This window comes from Roseivivax sp. CAU 1753, from assembly GCF_054482575.1.
This window is the reverse complement of sequence record NZ_JBTLRF010000008.1, coordinates 53,849-75,208: the sequence shown is the minus strand read 5'-3', so window position 1 is coordinate 75,208 and position 21,360 is coordinate 53,849. Positions and strand designations below refer to the sequence as shown.

Sequence of the window (21,360 nt, the reverse complement as noted above, 5' to 3'; positions counted from 1 at the left end):
CGTTGCATCAGCCCCACCGCACGCCGCCGCGCGGCGTGATTACGGTCTGTGGACTGGTGTTGCTTGCGTGTTCGGGCAGCTCGCCCGTCCACTCATAGGCTTGCGTTCCCGGCGGGTTCTGATACCAGCCGGGATCGTTGTAATCGTCGGGCGCAATACCCTCGCGGACCTTTACGACGCTGAACATGCCACCCATTTCCAGCGGACCGAAGGGTCCCCAGCCGGTCATCATGGGGACAGTGTTGTCTGGGATCTCCATGGACATCTCGCCCATATCAGCCATGCCGGCCGTTCCCATGGGCATGTACCCGGGTTGGTGGCGCCCGATCATCTGCGAAAGTCGCCTTTTGTCCGCTCCGATAAAGGTCGGGATCTCGTGACCCATCGCGTTCATGGTGTGATGCGACTTGTGGCAGTGAATGGCCCAATCGCCTTCATGTACGGCGTCGAATTCGTAGGCCCGCATCGCGCCGACAGGGATGTCGATACTGACCTCGGGCCAGCGCGCTTCCGGTCTGACCCAGCCGCCGTCCGTACAGGTCACCTCGAAATCATACCCATGCATGTGGATCGGGTGGTTGGTCATAGTCAGGTTGCCGCAGCGCACGCGCACGCGATCTCCCTTGTTTGCGACGAGAGGATCAATGTCCGGAAAGATCCGGCTGTTCCACGTCCACATGTTGAAGTTGGTCATTTCGGCAACGCGCGGAATGTAACTGCCCGGATCGATGTCGTAGGCCGCGAGCAGAAAGGCAAAGTCTCGATCGACGGGCATGAAAGCCGGGTCGCGGGGATGGACGATGAATAGACCCATCATCCCCATGGCCATCTGCACCATCTCATCGGCATGGGGATGGTACATGAAAGTGCCGGATTTCACCAGATTGAACTCGTAAACGAAGGTCTTTCCTGAAGGAATGGCAGGGTGAGACAGGCCGCCGACTCCGTCCATACCGGACGGCAGGATCAATCCGTGCCAATGAACGGACGTATGTTCTGGCAGGCGGTTGGTGACGTAGATGCGCACGCGCTCGCCTTCGACCGCCTCGATCGTGGGGCCCGTCGACTGGCCGTTGTAGCCCCAAAGCCGAGCGATCATACCATCCGCCATGATCCGTTCGACAGGTTCTGCGACTAGGTGAAATTCCTTGACGTCTCCATTCATCCGGTAGGGCAGGGACCAGCCATTTAGAGTCACCACCGGGTTATAGTCGAAACGGTCGGTCGGCCTTGGAGGGACCTGTGTCCGCGGATCTTCGTTAAAGGCCGCCTCGGGCAGATCGCGAAACCTGGTCTGTGCCGCTCCCGCAGTTGCGAGCACTGCGCCGGCTCCTGCAGTCAAACCCGCTCCGAGAACTTGTCTACGATTGATCATTCCTTGTCCTCCTCATTGCCACTGGCACCTGCTCCGCCAGCGCCGCCCCAGATCGCAGCGGTCACCTCTGTTTCAGCCAGCCAGTAGTCACGTTTGGCCTCTGCCGCTCCAATCTGCGCCTCGAGACCGTCACGTGCGTCCTCGAGTAATTCGAAGGTCGAGGTGATCATCCCACTGTAAGATTTGAGCGATTCTTCATCGATGGTTCTCCGAAGCGGCAGAACCACATCGCGCCAGTGCCGCGCCACGGCATGTCGCCCGGTTACGGATTTGTAAGCCATCCGCGCCTCGGCGCGCGCGTTGATTGCCCGCTGTGCCACGCTATTCGCAGCTCGCAGATAATTCATCTGGCCGCGTTTTGATGACAGTCGCCCGGTGTCATAGAGTGGAATTTCAAAATCTACCTCCAACGCCGGATTTACCTCTGTACTCCCGTCGCTGCCTTCCGCTTCGAGGCCGGCTGCCAAAGAGATATCCGAAATCATGCGTGTCTTGCCCGTCAGTCGATACTCGCGCGCCACGGCTTCGAGCTCCAGCTTTCCGACAGCAAGATCAACACGGTTCGCCAAAGCCAAGCGTTCGATATCAGCGGAAGCGCGCGGTCGACTTGGCAAGCTCGGGAGGGCGTCAGGGACAAAAACCTCGGTCGGACTCCCAAAAAGTCCCATGAGCCTGATCAAACGCTCTTTTGCAAGTTGCGCTTCCAGACGCGCTTCCGAACGTTCCGCGGCTAAGACTGCAGTGAGCGCGTGTTCGCGTGCCTGGTCGGCTTTACTCATGAATCCAGTACGACCAAGCTGTGAGGCAAGTTCGGACGCAGAGTCGGCAGTGTTCTGCGCTTCTGCAATCAAGGCAGCCTTCTCGAATGCGCCAACTGCCTCAATCCATGCACGGCGGGTTTCGATAGCAAGTGCAATCGTTTCGGATAGAGCCTCTAGTTGCGCCTGTTGGAAGCGGATTTGCGCTATTTCCGTCCGCGGCCTTTGGTTTGCCGCATCCAGAACGGATTTCATGACCAGCGCTTCAAGTGCCCTTGTTACGTCACCAGCAAGTCCGGAAACAGATACACTGACTGAGGGTATCGGTCCCATGGCCACTTCCCAAAGGTCCGTCGAAGACAAGCCCAAGTCGGCGAAACTCGCCTGCAATCCGCGATTGTTCATTATCGCGACCTGTACCGCAGTATCGGCATTGATCGTTTTTTTGTGAACCAAGCCATGAACCCGTCTGTCGAGCGCCTCAATCTCACCAGCGGAGAGGGCCCATTCCGGCGACGCGCCGACAGCGCGGCTTGCCCCGGCCTGAACCGTATCGAACCCCGCCCGTTCCTTGCTCGCCATCTGAACGACTGAGGTTTGCGCGCAGGCCGACAGCAGAAGCGCTGTGCCGATAATTACAACCGCTTTCATCGGTTGCCTCCGCTTTGAGCGTCATTGAGACCGCGCCAATCAGCAGGATCCTCAATCCGGTATTGCGTGTACTCGATGCCGGTAGCTGGGCGCGCTTCTGCCACAACAGCCGGGTTTGCGGCCACGGTGAACGCGGGCGCATCGTTTAGCTCGGCCACGGATGCACATCCGGAAGCGAGCAGCGGCAGCATTGCCGCAGTCAGTTTTTTCACTAGTTGTCCTCGTCGAATGAAATGCTAACGATCAGCCGCAAAAGCGCTGACAAACGTTCGCATTACGCACGTGGTGGTCGACGAAGCCCGTCAGGAGCGGATATGCTCACAAGCGATGTTGCGTCCCACGAACCGACAACACGCTCTACACAGCAAGCGGAAGCCTCTTGCATCACGAGATTGAACAAGCCGGTCGTACAAACATGGCTTTGACAATGCAAATTTTCGTGGTCGTTCTTTTCCATCGAAGGAGCGTGAACATGATCGTGATCGACCGCCCCGATGTAAACAGTAACTCCCTGCTCTTTGCTCAGATCTAAACAGTCGATCATCGCAGCAGCATTCGAGGGCGCCAAAAGCATAGCGAACAGCGCCGACAGCGCGATCATTTGAAGGAAAAAGGTGCGAATCACACTCATGATGGGAAAGCAATACTTTCGGTCGCGATTTCCCGCAACACACAAAAATGTGGTGGCTCATCGTGATGCGTAACACTGTTTAACTGCCTGGAGAGGGGGCAGAAACCCACCATTGAGCCTCAAGCCTTGTGTTAAAGCCAGATCGCCCGGATCGGCATCCACAAACCCATGAAGATCATCATTAGGTTCTCTGTGAGGGAGATGAAACCCAGCGGAACCGAGCTATCCCCGCCGACGCAGGCGCATTTCAACTCTCTTTTGTCGACATACACCGCCTTGAACACGCTGATCGCGCCGACCGTTCCGATGAACAGGGCGACGGGTGCGGAAATCCACAACAGCGCGCCAGCGGTCATGAGCACGCCAGCCACGGCTTCGCCGAACGGATAGATCTTGCCATACCGCACCCATCTGCGCGCCAGCAGGTCATAATTCAGGAACATTGTCGAAAACCCTTCGACATCCTGCAACTTCTGGATCGCGAGAATGGCCATCGACAGCGAGATGAACCATTCAAATGCGCGAAGGGTAAGAAGAGACCCATACTGGTGCCAGGAAAGGCCCAGAGCCAATAGCGCCGCAACGGAAAAGATCGCGATGACAGGTTGGTAGGTTGTGTCGCTTTGTTCGTCCTTGGGCGGATCGAGTTCGAAAAACACCCTGAGTTCTTCATACCCGCCGATCCGTTCGCCGCCGATAAACGTTTGCGGTGTTGTTTCGACACCGTGCTTTTTCATGAAAGCATCGGTTTCTTCGCGGGATTCAAGCGGATGATCTTCCACCTGAAAGCCCTGCCGCTCCAGCAGGTCCTTCGATTTCAAACCAAACGGGCAAAGATGGTCGGGCATGACCATCCGGTATAGCTCTGCCGTCTTGCTGTCAGTGTCACGGGGCATGAGTGTTCTCCTTTATCCGGCGCAAGTGTAGCTGCCACGGAATCCGGCCTCGTAACTGGGTCCGGCGCTGACGATGAGGTCGGTGAGGTCTTCGTCGGTTCGTGCGATTTCTGCGGATAGCGGACCTTGAGCGAAGGCGTTTTCGCCCTGCGCTGTGAGGCGCACCAAGTCACCGCTTATCTTCATAGCGGCCACAGCCCCTTCATCGGTTTCACCGGTTACAAAGACGGCCGGGCCGTCCGAAGTATACGCAAAGCGACAATCTCCTCCATTTGGAAAAACCGCTGCAATCTTGTCTTCCGTCAAGAACTCTGGATCGACCTTCGACACTACCTCGGTTTCGAGCGCCTGTTGTGCGTCCACAATCTGGGCTTGCGTCTCACTTGGCGCGCGTGTCGCTTCGCCGTTCGCGCTGATGTCGGCGATAAGGTACCGCATTTCAGCGATTTCCTTGTCCTGCGCGTAAATGATGTCATCTGCCAAGCCGCGCACGCGCGGATCGGTGATTTCGGCGCGGGTCGACGTCATGATGGCGATCGAATGGTGCGGGATCATGGCGCGCATATACGACCGGTCCTGAACGGTGAACTGGCCGCGCACCAACCAGAGGCTTGCTGCGAAAACCAGAATTGAGCCAACGAAGATGGCGATATTGGCCTTGGTGTTCTGATACATGGACAACATGTACGCCAACATGATCACGGCCATGGTCGCCCCCATCAGGATGGCCATGTAAAGACGGGTCTCCGAAAAGAAGAGATGCCCCCAAAGATAGGTGTTCAGGTACATCAGACCGAACATGACCACGGTCGACGTTCCGATCATCATGAAAAATCTTGAGTAGTGCATTGTTCATTCCTCTAGCTACCAATTTGAAAATTAACGAGAGTCCAGCGCTGGAGGGTTCCATCGACTGTGTTTTTCGTAGCGGTAAAGCAACAATTCAGCTTAATTGCCGCTCCTCACGACTTCTTTTCTTTGCCCTCCGGACGGGCTGATTTCCCATGGGAGCGAGGAGACCGAGCAATGCAAAATCTCACAAGACGAGAGCTGATTTTCGCAACGACCATGGGGGTGTTGCTGCCAACGGCAACATCAGCTCACCAAAGGAAATTGCCGGACCGGTTTGAACCACAACTGGTCAACACCCGTCGCAAACACTGGATGAGCGGAGACATCCATGTCGTTCCCGACAGTTTCTTCCTTTATTTCATGCTCGAGAAAGGCATGGCGATCCGCTACGGGGTCGGGGTAGGGCGCAAAGGCTTGTACGAACCCGGCGAGTTCACGGTGGCCCGCAAGGCCGAATGGCCATGGTGGCGACCAACAAACGCCATGATCCGGCGCGAGCCCGAAAAATACGCGAAGTACAAGGACGGGATGAAAGGCGGCCCAACTAACCCACTCGGTGCCCGGGCGCTGTATCTCTATGATGATGAGGGACGCGATACCTATCTTCGTATTCATGGAACCAACGCTCCGGAAACCATTGGATCGGCCGTGTCGAATGGATGCGCGCGATTGACGAATGAGCATGTGAAGGATCTGTACGATCGCGTTGAAATCGGCGCTCGCGTCTTTCTGTATCCCAAAGTGACAACGGCGTGAGGGGTGCTCTGTCGCCTTGAAGTTCCTCCACCGGAAATGGCACAAGCACAGCAGTTGGCGGAAGCCAGTCCATCATTCATGAGGTGACGGAATTGTCTTTGAGCCGGAGGTCTTTCCTTGGCGGTATGACCGTTGCGCTGGCTGGTACCCGCTTGCCGGCGGCGACATCCGAGTTGATCCTCGCACCCCAATCGATCAAGACGCACCTTGCTGGATACAACGTGTCGATGTTGGGCTTCAACGGTGGTCTGCCGGGCCCTGAAATCAGAATGCGACAAGGACAAACCGCTCGCATTACCCTCGACAACCGATTGGAGGAGGGCGCTCTTGTTCACTGGCATGGGTTGCGGGTTCCAAATCGGATGGATGGTGTCAACGTTCTCACTCAGGATGTGGTCATTCCGGGCGACTCATATCGTTATCAATTTGGCGTCCCGGATGCCGGCACGTTTTGGTATCACTCGCATTACCTGTCTTACGATCAGGTCAGCCGCGGCCTTTTCGGCGCCTTCATCGTCGAAGAGCAAAATGCGCCGGCTGTCGACCATGACATTGTTGTTCAGTTCTTCGATGTCTTGCTGGATCAGTCCGGACAGTACGACGAAGCGTTCAACCCGGCTCAATTCGCGACCGAGGGCCGTATCGGCAATACGGTCACGGCGCTTGTTTCCAATGGAACCGGCAGGAATGTGAAACGAGGCGACCGTCTGCGACTGCGTCTCATAAATCCCTCTATCGACAGGGTGTACCGTGTCGGCCTGGATGGTTTGACAGGCAAGATCGTTGCACTGGATGGCATGCCTCTGGCGCATCCACGGACGCTCGAACCGATCCTCCTCGCTCCGGGCCAAAGATGCGATGTGATCGGTGATGCAAACGGGCCGATCCGGTTCGACGAGAGCTTTGGAGAGCGGACGTTGAGCCTTGGCGAAATCGCTGTTTCCGGTTCCCGTGAGCCCGCGAAAGCGCCCATCACAGCGTTACCCGCCAACCGAATGCCCGCCCCGCAAAACCCCGGCCAAACCGCGGAGCTGGTGCTCCAGGGAGGTGCGGGAAGCGCGTCCCACAGCGGCACAGGGACATGGGCGCTCAATGACGTATCCGGCCTGCCTCGAACCCCTTTCCTATCTGTCGCGCAGGGGACGACCGCGCGCATTTCGATCCGCAACGAAACCGGATTTCCACACGTCATGCATCTGCATGGCCACCATTTCTGGGAACTCGATGCGGCGGGTGAAGCCGGTCCATACCGGGACTCGACCTATCTGGATACCGGCGAGACGCGGGATATTCTCGTCGTCCTGGACAATCCGGGATCGTGGATGCTGCATTGCCACATGTTGAGCCACCAGGCCGACGGTATGGCAACGTGGATCAGAGTCGGCTGAGGGTCGCGACGGATACATACCGTTACAAATCTCTGAATGATAACAGCCCTTCTGCCGTTTACGTAACCTGACAAGCGAGAAACAGGTCCATCGATTGCCAACGGGAGCGTTCATTGACCCTGACACCAAAATCTCTCGGCATGACTGCGGCGGCAGGATCAGCCGCCTTGCTGTTAGGGGCCTTCGTTTTCCAGGCTCTTGGCTACGCGCCTTGCGCAATGTGCATCTGGCAACGCTACCCACACGCAATCGCCATTGGAATGGGCGCTATGTTGCTCTTTGCTCTGCCGATCCTCCCAATCCTGATAATCGGTGCCCTGTCGGCACTCAGCACATCCGCGTTGGGAGTGTTTCATACCGGGGTCGAGCGCGGCTGGTGGGAGGGACCGACTTCTTGCACAGGATCCGGCCTCGATGTCTCTCAAATGTCGGTATCGGAATTGCTGCCCTCTGCCAGTTCAAGTGCTTCGACTCTTGTTCTGTGCGATGAGGTTGTCTGGGAATTACTGACGTTGTCCATGGCCAGTTGGAACGCGATCCTGAGCGGTGTCCTTACTTGCCTCTGGTTAGTCGCGATCGCAAAGAGCCTTAAGGTTCGGTGGCGTGGGGCAGCGGACGTTTCTTGAATCGTCCCGCATTCATCGAAAACAAACAAAGGGCTTCGTTTCATGGTTACAAGACGACACTTTCTTGCACTCTCCGGCTCGCTGTTTTCAGCGTCTCTGAGTTCACCAGCATTCGCTAAGACCTGGCCGACAACAGCCGAAAAAGCAGCTTGGGATGCGCAGGTCACGCCCGCCAACTATGACGCGGCAACAACCAACCCATGGGGGCTGCATCCCAGGCTGCTGCCGCAACGCGTGTTGGCAAATGACGGTTTGCGCCCGGGTGACATTCACGTCGATGCGATCGCGCGCTATCTGTACCATATCGAGGAAGGTGGCACCGCGATGCGCTACGGGGTCGCGATTGCCAAGGGCAATCTCTACGAGCCCGGCACCTACACGATTCGTCGCAAGGTCGAATGGCCACACTGGACGCCGACGCAGTCGATGATTGAGCGAGACCCAGATGCATTCGCTCAGTTTGCCGATGGAATGGAGCCCGGCCCGGAAAATGCCTTGGGGAGCAGGGCTTTGTATCTATTCGTCGGAGATCGGGATACGTACCTTCGTATCCATGGGACACCCAGCCCACGCAGCATTGGCGGCCGGGCCAGTTCGGGATGCGTGCGCATGGTGATGGCCCACATCAATGATCTCTATCCGAATGTCGCTGTCGGATCGACGGCGTTCCTTTACTCGGCCGAGGACAGCGTTACCGCTCGAAGCTGATCAATTCGTCGGACAGCGCATCTTGGGCTCACGCGCTGAGGACAGCGTCATGCAGGAAAATCTTGCAACGAATTGTTGGACGAACACTCACGGCTGTGTCGCAAGTGAATTTTCGAACTGTGCGATCGCTACGGATTTATCGTCCTCATCGTTCTCGAACAGCTTTCTGGTTCGCACACCCGGCAACTTGCCAAAATCCGCCATCAGGCGCTTTGGAAAAAATGTGCGTCCAATGGATTCAAATCCTGGTAATTGTCTGAGTACCGCGGAGGTACTGGCACTACAAAAACCGGAAGCGGCTGGGCCGCTGGCAATTGCAAGCTGTAAGGCCTGCTCCGCGACTTCGGGAGACACATCGATCTCTTGTATGACGACATGGTAGGTCTCCCGAGCATGAGCCCGCGCATAAAAATCGGCCACTTGTGGAGTAATGCCATAAAGCACATCTCCCCGTTCCGGTACCGCGCTCAGCCGGACCGTTCCTGCCGGATCGAAGATAACACGCTGCGACCCATTAATCATGACGCTGGTATGCGCACCCGCCCCGGACCTGTTATTGATCATGGTGTACAGCGTCAGCGCGGCCGGTCCGTCGTGACGGTAGGATGCACTACTGATGACTTCGGCTGAAGCATCAGGGCGCATGTCGTTTCCTGCACCGCACCCCGCCAAAATTACCAAGGTTAGAACTGAGAAAATGCGGTTCAAAAAGAGCACCCTGCAGCCTCCTGCCATGGGTTGAATAATTGAATTTTCGGGATATTCAGGTCCTCTACCACTCTCGACACCAACTCTTCCGGATTTCACGTCCACCGAAACACGGGTTCGGTGTCGGTTGGTACGCGACTCCTCGACAGGTTTTTCTCTGGATATCGCAAGTCTCAGATTAAGAGGAGCGTTCGCCCCGAATTGATTTGTCGCAATTTGTAACAGACCCCGCCTTTGTGACCTCGCGATACAAAACACCGGCTCGCGTGGCATTCCGCATCTGCAGGTGCATCCCATATGGTGGCTATCGTAACACTGACACGAGGTGATCGACATGAAACGCAATACTCTACTCGCTGCAATGACTCTGGCTGCAACCGCCTTTGGTGGCGTCGCCTTGGCGGATGCCAACCATGGGCACAGTGGTCAACCTGGTGCCCAAAGTGGGGCAGGCATGATGCAGAACGGTGGTCCGGGCATGATGGGGAACATGGGCGGAATGATGGACATGATGCAGCGCATGCACGGAAACATGATGGGCGCAGGCATGGGCAGTGGTATGATGGGCGCAGGCATGGCTGGCGGCATGATGCAAATGTTCGACACCGATGGAGACGGCACAACGACGCCGGAAGAAATGCGCACGCAGCTGCAGGCCAAGCTTTCCGAGTTTGACAGCGACGGGGATGGAAACCTCTCGATTACCGAGTTTGAAGCTCTCCACAGCGCGATGATCCGCGAAATGATGGTGGATCGTTTTCAACACCTCGATGCCGATGGCGACGGCGCGGTGACGCCGGAAGAGATGGCCGCTCCGGCCGATAGGATGGAGCGGATGCAGATGATGCGGTCGAACATGGCAGATGCGCCTGCGCGGCCGGGCAACGGTCAGGGCATGGGCAACGGCTCCATGATGCAGGACAACTGAGCCAACGGGTGCCGGTTTTTTCCGGCACCCGTCCTCAAAACGCCAAAACCGTTCTCGGCCGGGACATTGAACCGAACCGCGACCTGAACCGTTTAGCCTCGTTATGCCAAAAAATAGAGACACGGAAAGGAAAATTCCCATGGCCTATACCTATGATCGCGTCCTGAAAGACACCAATATCGATGACGCAGAGATGCGTGTTCGGGATGCTTTGGCAGACAAGGGCTTCGGCGTTCTGACTGAGATTGACGTCAAAGCGACGATGAAAAAGAAACTTGATGCGGACATGCCGCCTTACCGCATTCTCGGGGCCTGTAATCCGGGCATGGCGCACAAAGCCATCGAGATCGAGCCTCGCATCGGTGCGATGCTTCCCTGCAATGTCATCCTGCGGCAAGTGGACGGCGACACCGAGGTCAGCGCGGTCGATCCTGTCGCTTCGATGCAGGCGGTGCAGAACCAAGACCTGGACGCGGTCGCCGGCGAAGTCCGCGATCTACTCCGGGACGCCCTCGACGCCGCGTGATGGCGGGATGGGCGTTGGATGCCCTGTCGCAGATCGAGCGCCTTTAGCGGTGCTCGATCAATGCCATCTAATCCCCACGTAAATTCCTGATGAGGAACTCACCCAGTGCTGCCAGCGGGATTGCCATTTCCGGATATTGGAACCGACCTCATCTCCTTCGACATCGGGGGGGTCACATTCGCACTCCGCTGGTACGCGCTAGCCTATATCTTCGGTATCCTGATTGGCTGGCGCATTTGTTTGAGTGCGATAAGCCGTCCCGCGCTCTGGACATCAGTTGGACCGCCGCTTGACCGGACGCAGATCGAAGATCTTCTGACGTGGATCATCATCGGCGTGATTGCTGGTGGTCGCCTAGGCTTTGTACTGTTCTACCAGCCTGCATATTATCTCGCAAATCCCTTGGAAATTCTGATGGTCTGGCAAGGCGGCATGTCCTTCCACGGGGGGTTCGCGGGCGTTGTCATCGCTGCCTTGCTGTTCTGCCTTCGACAGAACGCGTCTTTGCTCAGCACTGGCGACTTGCTGGCTTTGGCGGCACCGCCAGGCTTGTTTCTTGGGAGGCTGGCGAACTTCACCAACAATGAGTTGTGGGGGCGGCCGACGGACGTTCCCTGGGCGGTGATCTTTCCCGGCGAAGTCGCGCAGGCCTGCCCAGGGATTAGTGGCCTCTGCGCCCGACACCCGTCCCAGCTGTACGAGGCGCTATTGGAGGGGCTCATTCTTGGAATGCTGCTCATTTATCTCGCTTGGGGCCGGGGCTGGCTGAAAATGCCCGGTGCCTTGGCTGGCGTGTTTCTGACCGGCTATGGTCTTGCCCGAAGTTTCGTCGAGATGTTCCGGCAACCGGACCAACAATTTGTGACGGCGGACAACCCGATCGGCCATGCGCTTCATTTTGGTGAGTGGGGTTTGACCATGGGCCAGTTGCTCTCCATGCCAATGGCGCTGGTCGGGCTGGCGTTGATCGTGTTCGCCCGGCGGGAACGGGGCCGGACAGCGCCACCCCGCAGAGCCGCAATGTAATCGCCGTACTGATCTCTCTTGACCCTCCCGCGGATGGAAGCCCTAGGCAAGAGAAGCATTCTCGGAAAGGACCGCAAAATGAGCACTCCCGACAGTTCTGAAACCACAGCAGCTTCTTCGGTATTCGTTTGCCCCATGCACCCTGAGGTGCGGCAGGACGAGCCCGGCAATTGTCCGAAATGCGGGATGCATCTCGGGCCGGAATCGGAGCTGGAGGTCCATTCAGCACATGATCATCACGACCACCACGCGGGTGCCGCGCCGGCGGATGGCCGATATGATCTGGTTCCTAGAGGGCATGATGGTCCCATTTACACCTGCCCGATGCACCCTCAGGTGCGGCAGCCTGATCCGGGCGCGTGTCCGATCTGTGGTATGGGATTGGAACTGGAATCCGGTGTGCCGGGCGATGAAGGTCCAAATCCCGAACTGGTGGATTTCACACGGCGGTTCTGGGTCGGCACAGTCCTGACGATCCCGCTCCTTGTCCTCACGATGGGGCCTTTCGTCGGTTTCCCCGCAGTCCGGACGTTTTTTGGCGAAAGCACTACACAATGGATCGAATTGATCCTGGCAACGCCAGTGGTCTTGTGGTGCGGCTGGCCGTTTCTGGAACGCGGATGGATTTCCTTCCGCACATTGAACCTCAACATGTTTTCCCTGATCGGCATGGGCGTTCTAGCCGCCTGGCTCTTCAGCGTCGTTGCCGTTCTCGCACCGGACATATTCCCTGATGGGTTCCGAGACTCCGAAGGCCATGTCGGCGTCTACTTCGAGGCGGCGGCTGTGATCGTGACGCTCGTGTTGCTCGGTCAGGTGATGGAATTGCGCGCACGTGAAGGAACCGGCAAGGCGATCCGCGCGCTTCTCGACATGGCGGCCAAGACCGCGCGGGTCATGCGGGACGATGGCTCCGAGGAGGAGATCCCGCTGGAGGACGTACAGGTCGGCGACCGGCTGCGCGTACGGCCCGGTGACAAGGTGCCTGTCGATGGCGTGGTTCTGGACGGCCGGTCCTCGATCGACGAAAGCATGATCTCCGGTGAACCTGTGCCCGTCGAGAAGACCGAAGGCGACCCGGTAACTGGAGCGACGATCAACGGCACTGGCAGCCTGGTGATGGAGGCGACGCGTGTCGGGTCCGACACGATGCTTGCGCAGATCGTCGAGATGGTGTCGAACGCGCAGCGATCGCGCGCGCCGATCCAGAAATACGCCGACAAGGTGGCGGGATACTTCGTTCCGGCCGTCATCGGTATCGCGGTCCTGTCCTTCATCGCCTGGGCGATCTGGGGGCCCGCGCCTGCGCTTTCCTACGCATTGATTTCGGCGGTGGCGGTTCTGATCATCGCCTGTCCCTGTGCGCTTGGCCTGGCGACACCGATGTCGATCATGACGGCAACGGGGCGGGGCGCTCAGGCCGGCGTGTTGATAAAGAACGCCGAGGCACTGGAGCGGTTCGAGAAAGTCGATACCCTGATCGTCGACAAGACCGGCACGTTGACGATGGGCAAGCCGCGGCTTGTCGACGTACTCCCGCAACCCGGCCACGACGAAGCCGAGGTTTTGCGTCTCGCCGCATCGCTTGAGCGCGGATCGGAGCACCCCTTGGCCGAAGCGATCGTCAGGGGTGCGGAGGAGCGAGATGTCAAAATGGACGAGGCACGGGACTTCGAGGCGGTCACTGGCAAGGGCGTCAAGGGTGTTGTGGACGGCAAAGCGGTGGCGCTCGGCAATCTGGCGATGATCCGTGAATTGGGGCTCGAGGCGGGCGACCTGACCGCCAAGGCCAATGCCCGCCGCGACGAGGGTGAGACAGTGATGTTCGTGGTGCTGGACGGCGACATTGCCGGTCTTGTCGCTGTCGCCGACCCGGTGAAGGAGACCACGCCCGCCGCGATCAAGGACCTGCATGAACTGGGGTTCCGCGTCATCATGGCGACCGGCGACAACGAGCGCACAGCCAAGGCGATCGGCGCGCGGCTCGGCATCGACGAGATCCGGGCCGACGTGCTGCCCGAGGACAAGGCGCGGATCATCAAGGAATTGCAAGCCGAAGGTCGCAAGGTCGCCATGGCCGGGGACGGCGTCAACGACGCCCCAGCGCTCGCGCAGGCCGATGTCGGCATCGCCATGGGCACTGGCGCCGATGTGGCCATCGAAAGTGCGGGCATCACCCTCGTCAAGGGCAACCTCGATGGAATCGTGCGCGCGCGGCGGTTGGCTCGGGCCACCATGCGCAACATCCGTCAAAACCTGTTCTTCGCGCTGATCTACAATGCCTCCGGCGTGCCGGTCGCGGCAGGAGTTCTGTTTCCCTTCTTTGGCATCCTCATCAGTCCGATGTTTGCTGCCTTCGCCATGAGCGCGTCGTCAATCTCGGTGGTGCTCAATTCGCTGCGTCTTCGCGGCGTTCGCATCTAGAAGCGCGCAACATCGTTCGGACGAACCGAAAGCAAAAGAGAGACCATTTATGCAGAGCAAACAAGACACGTACCGCGAAGGCTCTATCAGTCTGGGCGGCGCCATCGCGATGGGAACAGGCGTGATGATCGGCGCCGGAATCTTTGCGTTAACGGGGCAAGTCGCACAGCTCGCCGGCCCTCTGTTCCCTCTTGCATTCATCGCCGGCGCGGTCGTCACAAGCTTCAGCGCCTACAGCTACATCAGGATGTCGAACAAATGGCCGTCCTCGGGTGGCATCGCCATGATCCTGCAGAAGTGCTATGGTCCCGGAGCCATCGCAGGCGGGGCCGCGTTGCTGATGGCGCTCAGCATGGTGATCGCGGAAAGCCTCGTCGCGCGAACCTTCGCCACCTATGTCCTGCGCCCTTTCGATATCGAAGGTGGCCCATTGGTCCCCGCTCTGGCTGTGGCCGTGATCGTTTTCGCCTTTTTGGTGAACATCGCCGGAAACCGCTCGGTCGGGCTGTTCTCGTTGATCATGGCCGCGATCAAGATCGGAGGCATAGCTCTGTTTGGCATCGCGGCCCTGTGGTCCAGTGGTTTTGCGTTCGCCGCGGCGTCCGAGACCTCACAATCCTACGGGCTCACGGGGTTCATCGCCTCTACGGCGCTGGCCATCCTTGCGTTCAAGGGATTCACCACGATCACCAACAGCGGAGCCGAGATCACTGAACCAAATCGCAATGTTGGCCGAGCGATCATGTTCTCTATCGGAATCTGCGTCGTCGTCTACCTGTTGGTCGCCTACGGGGTCGGTTCGAGTCTCACGATCGAGGAGATCATCTCAGCGCGTGACTATTCGCTGGCACAAGCGGCGCAGCCCGCCCTTGGACAAACCGGCTTCATACTCACGGTGATCCTGGCCGCTGTCGCAACGGCGTCCGGCGTTCTGGCCAGCGTCTTCGCGGTGTCGCGTATGCTGGCGATGCTGACCGACATGGAAATGATCCCGCACAGCCACTTCGGTATGCCAGGTCCCATCCAACGCCACACCCTGGTCTATACTGTCGTCATCGCCGCGACGTTGGCCGTGCTCTTTGATTTAGGCCGGATCGCATCCCTCGGTGCTTTCTTTTACCTCGTCATGGACATGATCATACATTGGGGCGTGTTCCGCTATCGTCGAGCAGACGTCGGCGCCTTCGGTATCGTGCTTTTGACTGCCCTGGCGCTCGATGCGATAGTACTGGCAGCTTTCACCGTGATGAAGCTTCAAAGCGACCCGATGATCGTTCTCTACGCCGCTGTCGGGATGATCGCTGTGTTCGCCTTCGAGCGCGTTTACTTGTCGCAATGGGTGGCACCGCAAGTCGCCCCCGCCCACGCCCACGCCCACGGTGATTAGCCTGCCATCACCTGGCCTGAAGAGATGCGATGCCTTGTGCGCCGATCGTGATCAGCCCGACCGACAAGGCAAACGCAGCCAGGGCAAGCAGCATCACGCCCGTGTTCATGGGCAAGCGACGTACAACCGGTCCAAGAAATTCCGACCGCCCGAAAGCCGAGACGTAGAGCGGCAACGCGCTTATCATAGTCGCATAGAGGTAAACGCCGGAGATGTTCTCGAAAAACGCCGAACGCGCAAGAGTCGGGGATACAACCGCCAAAGCGGTTGAACGATTGCCGCCGAATGACCCGAACCAGTCGGCAGATAGAACGTATATAAGCACGTGGAGACCTGGAAAGAGAAGGGCTCTGAGCAAGACATCGACCAGCACGAAAAACACCGTGTCTCTTGAGCCCGCCTTTGGTTGCTTTGTCATGGCGAAAAGGAAAAAACTGACGTAGTTGACGGCAAAAACCACGGGCAAACCGTTGGTCGCAACCTGCCTTAGAAAGCGCATGAGTGCCGGTCCGCCGGCAGCAAGAGCCGGAGCAAAGCCCGGAGCCAGTAAGACATAGAACAACAGGACCGGCAGTAATGCAGCGAAGCTGAACAGCAGGACATTTCTAACAAACTGAGCCGCGGGCATACTGATAGAGAAAAATCTATCCATTGAAATAGCCTGCCATGTGGGCACCACTAGGTCGATGATACGTTATCGATCCCTACCAAGTGGACGGAAGCGACAAGCCGGTTGCGGGCATTCCCAGAGATCGCCTACTCGGCCCGTTTGACGCAAATTGGGTTTCCCTCGATCGTCCTGAGCGGCAATCGCGTTGTTTCAACCGGACTCGCGTGCATGTACCAGTAGCAGTTGTCCTCGGGCCGCAGATAGGCGGTCGCGAGGTCTTGGTTCGGTGCGGCCAGTTCCAGGATATTTTCCGGTAATGGCGGGCGTGACGACGCGTTTTCTGAATTCGAGAAAGACTCCGAGCAAGCCCCCAAGGCCAAGACGGTTGTGAGAAGAAGTGCGCTTCGTATGTACATCAATTGATGATCCTTCTGGTTGGTTTGTTTTGGCCGCTCTGGTATCGGCTTCCCTCTTTCACAGGTTTGCGAACCATCTTGATTAGGCAGTCCCTCCGTCAAATCGCCAACGCTCAGAAATGTGTGGCCCAGCGAGGGTGGCTTTCGTCGATCACCAGAGCATGGCTGTGCCTGCGATGCCCCTTCAAGTGGGGATGATCAAGTGGCAGGTTGTCGTGCGTGTGTTCAAGCTCCACGGGATCGCTCGCTGGCCAGAGTTTCAGAGCAGCGAGCATGCCAGTGGCCGCGAGAAGCGCCAGACCGATCAGCGCAGGAACGACACCGTAGACCGTCAGCAGCCAGCCCGACAGCGGATAGGTCACCAGCCAGCAAGCGTGCGACAGCGCGAATTGCGCCGCGAACAGAGCGGGGCGATCCCCGGCATGGGCGGACCGGCGTAGTAACCGGCCAGACGGGGTGAGAACGGCGGAATATCCCAGACCTACCAGCAGCCAGGCCCCCAAAAGGATGAACCAACCAAGGCCGGCGGTCAGCACTGTTACCCCCAGTCCCAGCAATGTCGCCACCATCAGGGCAGCACCGCCGAACATTACGGGCCGGTCTGGCAGCGCATCCACTACGCGCGGAAGGAGCAGTGCGGCCGTCATGGAGCCAGCGCCGAAGGCGAACATCGTCCAGGCCAGCGCGCTTTCCGACAGGCCGAGCGATCCGCGCACCAAAATGACGGTATTGACCAGCACCATTGCCCCGGCCGCCGCTGCCGCAAGGTTCAGCGCCAGCAACCCGCGCAGGCGGGGCGTGGCCAGATAGATGCGGATGCCGCGTGTGGTCCGGTCATAGATGCCGCGTGGTTTGGAGGGCTTAGGATTGGGCAGTAGCACCGAAACGACCAGAAGGGCCGAGGCGGTAAACCCTACTACTGTGCCGAGGAAAAGCGAATTGTAGGACATCATCGCAACCAAAAGTGCCGCCAGCGTTGGACTGACGATGTTTTCCAGATCGTAGGCCAGCCGCGACAAAGACAACGCGCGGGTATAGCGTTCCTCTTCGGGCAGAACGTCCGGGATCGTCGCCTGAAAGGTCGGCGTGAAGGCAGCGGAGGCCGATTGCAACAGGAAGATCAGTACGTAGACCTGCCAGACCTCAGTCACAAAAGGCAGGGCCAGCGCCACGCCCGCGCGCACAAGATCAAGCGTCACAAGAAACGCGCGACGCGGCACCCGGTCGGCGAACGCCCCTGCAATCGGCGCAATGCCCACGTAGGCTACCATCTTGATGGTAAAAACTGTGCCGAGCACAATCGCCGCCCCGTCGCCCGCGAGGTCGAATGCCAAAAGCCCAAGCGCGACCGTTGCGAGTCCAGTTCCCAAAAGCGCCACGACCTGCGCCAGAAACAGATGGCGGTAGGTGCGGTCAGAGAGGATATCGAGCATGGCGGGCCTCAGAGATATCGGGTGATCGCCCGCAATTCGGCACGATCGGCTTCGGAGCTTTCAGCGTCTAGGCAATGGTCCATATGGTCGTGGATCAACGCCCGCTTGGCATTGGTGATCGCTTTCTCAACCGCCTGCATCTGTTGGGCGATCTCAAGGCATGGCTTGCCCGCCTCGATCATCTCGATCACAGCACACAGGTGACCGTCAGCGCGTTTCAGCCGTGCGATGAGGGCGGGATGACTTGCATGGACAGGGGGATTTGTCATATCAACGACTTATCCTCCCTGGGGGGATTGAACAAGATGGTGCCACGACGCATCACGCCAAAGACGAGCGGGCAGGCAAAGCTGATGACAACTTTACAGACAATCGGAAAGACCGCGTTCGCGACACTTCTATGCGCGGCCGTGCTCGTCTGGTCGGTCATGCCCACAACCTCACATGCGCCCGCAATCATTGATGTGCTTCAGGAGCACGCTGAGATGATTGCCGAGCACGGGCATTCGCACGGTCTGGAAGAAGACCTGGCTTGGGCCATGCACGGACACAGCCACGACAGTGTTGATCACGATCACAGTCAGGCGGTTGTGCCTGGCCCCGATCTGTCGCCGCTGCCCATGGAAATTTACAAGACCGCATGGCGGCTGAATGCAGCCGCCGCCAACCCCCGACGCTTATTCCTGATCGAACGACCTCCGCGCGTCTGATTGGTCGCGCGCCACTCGCGCGTTTCAACCAACCATCAGACAAGAATACGGAGTTCAATCCATGACTATAGTCCATCGGGGCTGGACCGATCCCGGCATGGGCCGGATCGTAATCCTGTCCTTAATCACGCTGTCGTCACTCATTCTGAGTGCGGGCAATGCGCTTGCTCACAATGTCACCGAAGGCGACGCGGGTTACATCCAGGAAATCTGGGGGGTGAACATCATCCCCTTCATGTATCTCGGTGCCAAACACATGGTGACGGGCTACGATCACATCCTGTTCCTGCTCGGCGTCGTCTTCTTTCTCTACAAGATGAAGGACGTCGGCATCTATGTCAGCCTCTTCGCCATCGGGCACTCGACCACGATGCTGGCAGGAGTCTGGTTCGGCTGGGGCATCAACGCCTATATCATCGACGCGATCATCGGCCTCTCGGTCGTTTACAAGGCGCTCGACAATCTGGGTGCCTACCAGCGCTGGTTCGGGGTGCAGCCGAACACTAAGGCCGCGACGCTGATCTTCGGCTTTTTCCACGGCACGGGTCTGGCCACCAAGATACTCGACTACGAGATCGCGTCGGATGGGCTGCTGGCCAATCTCCTGGCGTTCAATGTAGGCGTGGAGCTGGGCCAGTTGATGGCACTTGCCGTGATCCTCATTGTCATGGGTTACTGGCGGAAATCCCCGAATTTCTTCCGGCAGGCCTACGCCGCCAACGTCGTCATGATGTCCATGGGATTCATCCTCATGGGCCTGCAAATCACTGGCTACTTCGTAGCCGCCTGAGAATTTAGGAGACCCAAATGTTCAACGCAGAAAAACCGAGCCTCGATGAGCTGCCAAGTTCCGCGCAGCTCATCCGTTCCACCGTTATCGCTGCGGCCAGCGCCGTTGCGATCCTCGTGACTGTCGTGCTTCCCGCCGAATACAACATCGACCCGACCGGGATTGGCGGCGTACTCGGTCTGGCAGAGATGGGTGAAATCAAGACCCAACTCTCCGAAGAGGCGGAGGCCGACCGATTGCTGGAACTGGAGGCCACTGGCGGCGACCAGTCCAGCTTCCTAGACGGCATGTTCGGCCTGTTCGTCGGGGCGGCCCACGCTCAGGAAGCGGAGGTCTGGCGCGACGAGACCACCTTCACCCTGGCTCCCGGAGACTCCGCCGAGTGGAAGCTCGTTATGACCGAGGGCCAGACCGCAGAATACCGGATGCTGGTCGAGGGCGGGCGCGTCAACTTCGACCTGCACGGCCATGGTGGGGGTAATTCGGTGACCTACGAAAAGGGTCGCGGATCGATGGGCGACGAAGGCGAGATCGTCGCTGCATTCGACGGCGAACACGGCTGGTTCTGGCGCAATCGCGACAGCGAGACCGCCACCGTGACCGTTCAAGTACGCGGCGAATACGCCGAGTTCAAAGACGCCAGTTGACAACTTGATAACGGAGCCCTTTGAGGGCTCCGTTATCTTCACTTCAACCAGAGAAGGACCCTAAAATGATTAGAAAACTGGCACTTGCGGCGGCCACGTAGGCGCCTCCTAGCCGCCGCTGGAAACGCCACAGGCCATCTTACCCACACGCCGTAACCCTTGTGGAAAAAAATTACATAAACTTCATTATGCGACTAATATACTTAGCGTTGCGTTAGTATATTATTGTATGTATTCTGGGAGTCCCCTGCCAAGGAACCCTAGCATGAGTGTCTTACTTGGAATCCGACTTTTACCCTTGGTCTTGGCCCTCGCTTTCACGGGCATTTCGCTGCCCTCTAGCTCAAGGGCTCAAACGTATCCCATCGATTGCGCGATTCTGCTGTGCCTGTCTGGCGGTTGGCCAGCTTCCGTTCCATGTACGCGTGCGCGCGCCGAATTCATCCGGCGGATCACACCCTGGCCCGTGGAACCGCCGCTGCAGATTTGGCGCTGTCCCATGGGCGCGTCCTACGAGATCGAACGTCAGCCGAACGAAACAGACCAAATCTACCACGCCTTGTTCCGAACAGAAGATATTCGCCCACACCAGTCATTCCCCACGACCCATCATGCACCTGAAGCAATGACAGAAACGGCCGTTTTGAGCATTGGTGAAACCTCAAACGAGCTCGTCCCCGTGGATCTTGCCCTGCGCCGCGTCCAGGATCGTGCAGATATCGACATCAGCGGACCGGAGTTCAATTTCGTGCGGTCCATCCGCGTCTTTGATGTTCGTTATGCACGGCAGCACGAATCCGGGCGAGATGGCGACTGCAACCGCAGTGCGGTGGTCGTCCTTGGCACCTACGGGACCCAAGGTGACTTCTCCTGGCAGAGATCTTCCACCGCCGCCCTCCCCTCGGCCCATGTGGGGCTTGAACGCTGGGGAGATCATTGCCCAAGCATCTATCATCGGTCGGTATTCGTGGATTGGCGAGACTTTGAGGGTAACTATGGGTTTGAGCAGGTGAACTACTAGTTCAGCGCGGAGTAATCTACTGCCCTTATGACGCCGGAGCGACGCGCAGGTCGTAAGAACCCCAATTGGCTCGATAAGTCAGAACCGTCGCGC

General features: G+C 58.3%; 24 protein-coding genes. 13 read left to right on the top strand and 11 right to left on the bottom strand.

Annotation, left to right across the window (positions count from 1 at the left end):
• Positions 1 to 7: 7 nt before the first annotated feature.
• The 6 genes from ACXYMN_RS15810 to ACXYMN_RS15785 form a co-directional block, all read right to left on the bottom strand.
• Positions 8 to 1,375: a multicopper oxidase family protein gene (locus tag ACXYMN_RS15810; protein WP_459014668.1), complete on the bottom strand. Its 1,368-nt coding sequence runs from the start codon at positions 1,373 to 1,375 to the stop codon at positions 8 to 10.
• On the bottom strand, positions 1,372 to 2,784 hold the full coding sequence (locus ACXYMN_RS15805; RefSeq protein WP_459014667.1) for a TolC family protein: 1,413 nt from the start codon (positions 2,782 to 2,784) through the stop codon (positions 1,372 to 1,374). Before ACXYMN_RS15805 ends, ACXYMN_RS15810 begins: the two co-directional genes overlap by 4 nt.
• Positions 2,781 to 2,996: a hypothetical protein gene (locus ACXYMN_RS15800; RefSeq protein ID WP_203276049.1), complete on the bottom strand. Its 216-nt coding sequence runs from the start codon at positions 2,994 to 2,996 to the stop codon at positions 2,781 to 2,783. The genes ACXYMN_RS15805 and ACXYMN_RS15800 overlap by 4 nt, the downstream gene beginning before the upstream one ends.
• Positions 2,997 to 3,058: 62 nt before the next feature.
• Positions 3,059 to 3,415: a hypothetical protein gene (locus ACXYMN_RS15795; protein ID WP_459014666.1), complete on the bottom strand. Its 357-nt coding sequence runs from the start codon at positions 3,413 to 3,415 to the stop codon at positions 3,059 to 3,061.
• A 131-nt stretch (positions 3,416 to 3,546) separates the two neighbouring features.
• Positions 3,547 to 4,311 carry a MauE/DoxX family redox-associated membrane protein gene (locus ACXYMN_RS15790; protein WP_459014665.1) on the bottom strand — a complete coding sequence of 255 codons (765 nt, stop codon included), beginning with the start codon at positions 4,309 to 4,311 and terminating at the stop codon, positions 3,547 to 3,549.
• Positions 4,312 to 4,323: 12 nt separating this feature from the next.
• Complete coding sequence (locus ACXYMN_RS15785) at positions 4,324 to 5,139, bottom strand: DUF305 domain-containing protein (RefSeq protein ID WP_459014664.1); 816 nt, start codon at positions 5,137 to 5,139, stop codon at positions 4,324 to 4,326.
• A gap of 198 nt (positions 5,140 to 5,337) precedes the next feature.
• Between ACXYMN_RS15785 and ACXYMN_RS15780 the strand changes: the two genes are divergently transcribed.
• From ACXYMN_RS15780 to ACXYMN_RS15765, 4 genes are all read left to right on the top strand, one after another.
• The gene (locus ACXYMN_RS15780) at positions 5,338 to 5,919 is read left to right on the top strand and encodes a L,D-transpeptidase (protein ID WP_459014663.1); all 582 of its coding nucleotides are present in this window, start codon (positions 5,338 to 5,340) and stop codon (positions 5,917 to 5,919) included.
• A 125-nt stretch (positions 5,920 to 6,044) separates the two neighbouring features.
• The gene (locus ACXYMN_RS15775; RefSeq protein WP_459014662.1) at positions 6,045 to 7,307 is read left to right on the top strand and encodes a multicopper oxidase family protein; all 1,263 of its coding nucleotides are present in this window, start codon (positions 6,045 to 6,047) and stop codon (positions 7,305 to 7,307) included.
• 140 nt (positions 7,308 to 7,447) lie between these two features.
• A complete protein-coding gene (locus tag ACXYMN_RS15770) occupies positions 7,448 to 7,933 on the top strand; it encodes a disulfide bond formation protein B (RefSeq protein WP_088652805.1) in 486 nt (161 codons plus the stop codon).
• Positions 7,934 to 7,975: 42 nt separating this feature from the next.
• Complete coding sequence (locus tag ACXYMN_RS15765) at positions 7,976 to 8,641, top strand: L,D-transpeptidase (protein WP_088652806.1); 666 nt, start codon at positions 7,976 to 7,978, stop codon at positions 8,639 to 8,641.
• Between the two features lie 87 nt (positions 8,642 to 8,728).
• On the opposite strand, the gene ACXYMN_RS15760 is transcribed toward ACXYMN_RS15765, so the two are convergent.
• Positions 8,729 to 9,286, bottom strand: a complete 558-nt coding sequence (locus tag ACXYMN_RS15760; protein ID WP_233152328.1) for a hypothetical protein — start codon at positions 9,284 to 9,286, stop codon at positions 8,729 to 8,731.
• 397 nt (positions 9,287 to 9,683) lie between these two features.
• Here ACXYMN_RS15760 and ACXYMN_RS15755 point away from each other — a divergent pair, with 397 nt between their 5' ends.
• The 5 genes from ACXYMN_RS15755 to ACXYMN_RS15735 all read left to right on the top strand — a co-directional run bounded on the left by ACXYMN_RS15755 (position 9,684) and on the right by ACXYMN_RS15735 (position 15,640).
• Positions 9,684 to 10,277, top strand: a complete 594-nt coding sequence (locus ACXYMN_RS15755; RefSeq protein WP_223229252.1) for an EF-hand domain-containing protein — start codon at positions 9,684 to 9,686, stop codon at positions 10,275 to 10,277.
• 139 nt (positions 10,278 to 10,416) lie between these two features.
• Entirely contained in the window at positions 10,417 to 10,803 is a 387-nt protein-coding gene (locus ACXYMN_RS15750; RefSeq protein WP_050686143.1) for a DUF302 domain-containing protein, read from the top strand.
• Between the two features lie 105 nt (positions 10,804 to 10,908).
• Positions 10,909 to 11,829: a prolipoprotein diacylglyceryl transferase gene (gene lgt, locus ACXYMN_RS15745; protein WP_050686145.1), complete on the top strand. Its 921-nt coding sequence runs from the start codon at positions 10,909 to 10,911 to the stop codon at positions 11,827 to 11,829.
• Positions 11,830 to 11,907: 78 nt separating this feature from the next.
• Positions 11,908 to 14,253: a copper-transporting P-type ATPase gene (locus tag ACXYMN_RS15740; RefSeq protein WP_173014454.1), complete on the top strand. Its 2,346-nt coding sequence runs from the start codon at positions 11,908 to 11,910 to the stop codon at positions 14,251 to 14,253.
• A 49-nt stretch (positions 14,254 to 14,302) separates the two neighbouring features.
• Positions 14,303 to 15,640 (top strand): APC family permease, encoded by a 1,338-nt coding sequence (locus ACXYMN_RS15735; RefSeq protein ID WP_088652808.1) that lies wholly within the window; start codon positions 14,303 to 14,305, stop codon positions 15,638 to 15,640.
• Positions 15,641 to 15,647: 7 nt separating this feature from the next.
• Here the strand turns inward: ACXYMN_RS15735 and ACXYMN_RS15730 are convergent, their stop codons facing one another.
• From ACXYMN_RS15730 to ACXYMN_RS15715, 4 genes are all read right to left on the bottom strand, one after another.
• On the bottom strand, positions 15,648 to 16,292 hold the full coding sequence (locus ACXYMN_RS15730; protein ID WP_111772749.1) for a hypothetical protein: 645 nt from the start codon (positions 16,290 to 16,292) through the stop codon (positions 15,648 to 15,650).
• 104 nt (positions 16,293 to 16,396) lie between these two features.
• The gene (locus tag ACXYMN_RS15725; RefSeq protein ID WP_088652810.1) at positions 16,397 to 16,666 is read right to left on the bottom strand and encodes a hypothetical protein; all 270 of its coding nucleotides are present in this window, start codon (positions 16,664 to 16,666) and stop codon (positions 16,397 to 16,399) included.
• 113 nt (positions 16,667 to 16,779) lie between these two features.
• Positions 16,780 to 18,099, bottom strand: a complete 1,320-nt coding sequence (locus ACXYMN_RS15720; protein WP_111772748.1) for an MFS transporter — start codon at positions 18,097 to 18,099, stop codon at positions 16,780 to 16,782.
• 8 nt (positions 18,100 to 18,107) lie between these two features.
• Positions 18,108 to 18,368, bottom strand: a complete 261-nt coding sequence (locus ACXYMN_RS15715; protein WP_088652757.1) for a metal-sensing transcriptional repressor — start codon at positions 18,366 to 18,368, stop codon at positions 18,108 to 18,110.
• On the opposite strand from ACXYMN_RS15715, the gene ACXYMN_RS15710 reads away from it, so the two are divergent.
• The 4 genes from ACXYMN_RS15710 to ACXYMN_RS15695 all read left to right on the top strand — a co-directional run bounded on the left by ACXYMN_RS15710 (position 18,348) and on the right by ACXYMN_RS15695 (position 21,267).
• On the top strand, positions 18,348 to 18,809 hold the full coding sequence (locus ACXYMN_RS15710; protein ID WP_369002461.1) for a hypothetical protein: 462 nt from the start codon (positions 18,348 to 18,350) through the stop codon (positions 18,807 to 18,809). The two genes, ACXYMN_RS15715 and ACXYMN_RS15710, sit on opposite strands and share 21 nt — an antisense overlap.
• Positions 18,810 to 18,870: 61 nt before the next feature.
• Positions 18,871 to 19,599, top strand: coding sequence for a HupE/UreJ family protein (locus ACXYMN_RS15705; RefSeq protein ID WP_088652759.1), 729 nt, complete (start codon positions 18,871 to 18,873; stop codon positions 19,597 to 19,599).
• Between the two features lie 17 nt (positions 19,600 to 19,616).
• Positions 19,617 to 20,246 (top strand): transmembrane anchor protein, encoded by a 630-nt coding sequence (locus ACXYMN_RS15700; RefSeq protein WP_088652760.1) that lies wholly within the window; start codon positions 19,617 to 19,619, stop codon positions 20,244 to 20,246.
• A 265-nt stretch (positions 20,247 to 20,511) separates the two neighbouring features.
• The gene (locus ACXYMN_RS15695) at positions 20,512 to 21,267 is read left to right on the top strand and encodes a hypothetical protein (protein WP_459014661.1); all 756 of its coding nucleotides are present in this window, start codon (positions 20,512 to 20,514) and stop codon (positions 21,265 to 21,267) included.
• Positions 21,268 to 21,360: the final 93 nt, after the last annotated feature.

Excerpts from the sequence above, each read along its gene's own strand:
- ACXYMN_RS15810 (WP_459014668.1), bottom strand. The coding sequence starts at position 1,375 with ATGATCAATCGTAGACAAGTTCTCGGAGCGGGTTTGACTGCAGGAGCC.
- ACXYMN_RS15805 (WP_459014667.1), bottom strand. The coding sequence starts at position 2,784 with ATGAAAGCGGTTGTAATTATCGGCACAGCGCTTCTGCTGTCGGCCTGC.
- ACXYMN_RS15795 (WP_459014666.1), bottom strand. The coding sequence starts at position 3,415 with ATGAGTGTGATTCGCACCTTTTTCCTTCAAATGATCGCGCTGTCGGCG.
- ACXYMN_RS15790 (WP_459014665.1), bottom strand. The coding sequence starts at position 4,311 with ATGCCCCGTGACACTGACAGCAAGACGGCAGAGCTATACCGGATGGTC.
- ACXYMN_RS15785 (WP_459014664.1), bottom strand. The coding sequence starts at position 5,139 with ATGATGATCGGAACGTCGACCGTGGTCATGTTCGGTCTGATGTACCTG.
- ACXYMN_RS15780 (WP_459014663.1), top strand. The coding sequence starts at position 5,338 with ATGCAAAATCTCACAAGACGAGAGCTGATTTTCGCAACGACCATGGGG.
- ACXYMN_RS15775 (WP_459014662.1), top strand. The coding sequence starts at position 6,045 with ATGACCGTTGCGCTGGCTGGTACCCGCTTGCCGGCGGCGACATCCGAG.
- ACXYMN_RS15770 (WP_088652805.1), top strand. The coding sequence starts at position 7,448 with ATGACTGCGGCGGCAGGATCAGCCGCCTTGCTGTTAGGGGCCTTCGTT.
- ACXYMN_RS15765 (WP_088652806.1), top strand. The coding sequence starts at position 7,976 with ATGGTTACAAGACGACACTTTCTTGCACTCTCCGGCTCGCTGTTTTCA.
- ACXYMN_RS15760 (WP_233152328.1), bottom strand. The coding sequence starts at position 9,286 with ATGCGCCCTGATGCTTCAGCCGAAGTCATCAGTAGTGCATCCTACCGT.
- ACXYMN_RS15755 (WP_223229252.1), top strand. The coding sequence starts at position 9,684 with ATGAAACGCAATACTCTACTCGCTGCAATGACTCTGGCTGCAACCGCC.
- ACXYMN_RS15750 (WP_050686143.1), top strand. The coding sequence starts at position 10,417 with ATGGCCTATACCTATGATCGCGTCCTGAAAGACACCAATATCGATGAC.
- ACXYMN_RS15740 (WP_173014454.1), top strand. The coding sequence starts at position 11,908 with ATGAGCACTCCCGACAGTTCTGAAACCACAGCAGCTTCTTCGGTATTC.
- ACXYMN_RS15735 (WP_088652808.1), top strand. The coding sequence starts at position 14,303 with ATGCAGAGCAAACAAGACACGTACCGCGAAGGCTCTATCAGTCTGGGC.
- ACXYMN_RS15730 (WP_111772749.1), bottom strand. The coding sequence starts at position 16,292 with ATGGATAGATTTTTCTCTATCAGTATGCCCGCGGCTCAGTTTGTTAGA.
- ACXYMN_RS15725 (WP_088652810.1), bottom strand. The coding sequence starts at position 16,666 with ATGTACATACGAAGCGCACTTCTTCTCACAACCGTCTTGGCCTTGGGG.
- ACXYMN_RS15720 (WP_111772748.1), bottom strand. The coding sequence starts at position 18,099 with ATGCTCGATATCCTCTCTGACCGCACCTACCGCCATCTGTTTCTGGCG.
- ACXYMN_RS15710 (WP_369002461.1), top strand. The coding sequence starts at position 18,348 with ATGGACAGGGGGATTTGTCATATCAACGACTTATCCTCCCTGGGGGGA.
- ACXYMN_RS15715 (WP_088652757.1), bottom strand. The coding sequence starts at position 18,368 with ATGACAAATCCCCCTGTCCATGCAAGTCATCCCGCCCTCATCGCACGG.
- ACXYMN_RS15705 (WP_088652759.1), top strand. The coding sequence starts at position 18,871 with ATGACTATAGTCCATCGGGGCTGGACCGATCCCGGCATGGGCCGGATC.
- ACXYMN_RS15700 (WP_088652760.1), top strand. The coding sequence starts at position 19,617 with ATGTTCAACGCAGAAAAACCGAGCCTCGATGAGCTGCCAAGTTCCGCG.
- ACXYMN_RS15695 (WP_459014661.1), top strand. The coding sequence starts at position 20,512 with ATGAGTGTCTTACTTGGAATCCGACTTTTACCCTTGGTCTTGGCCCTC.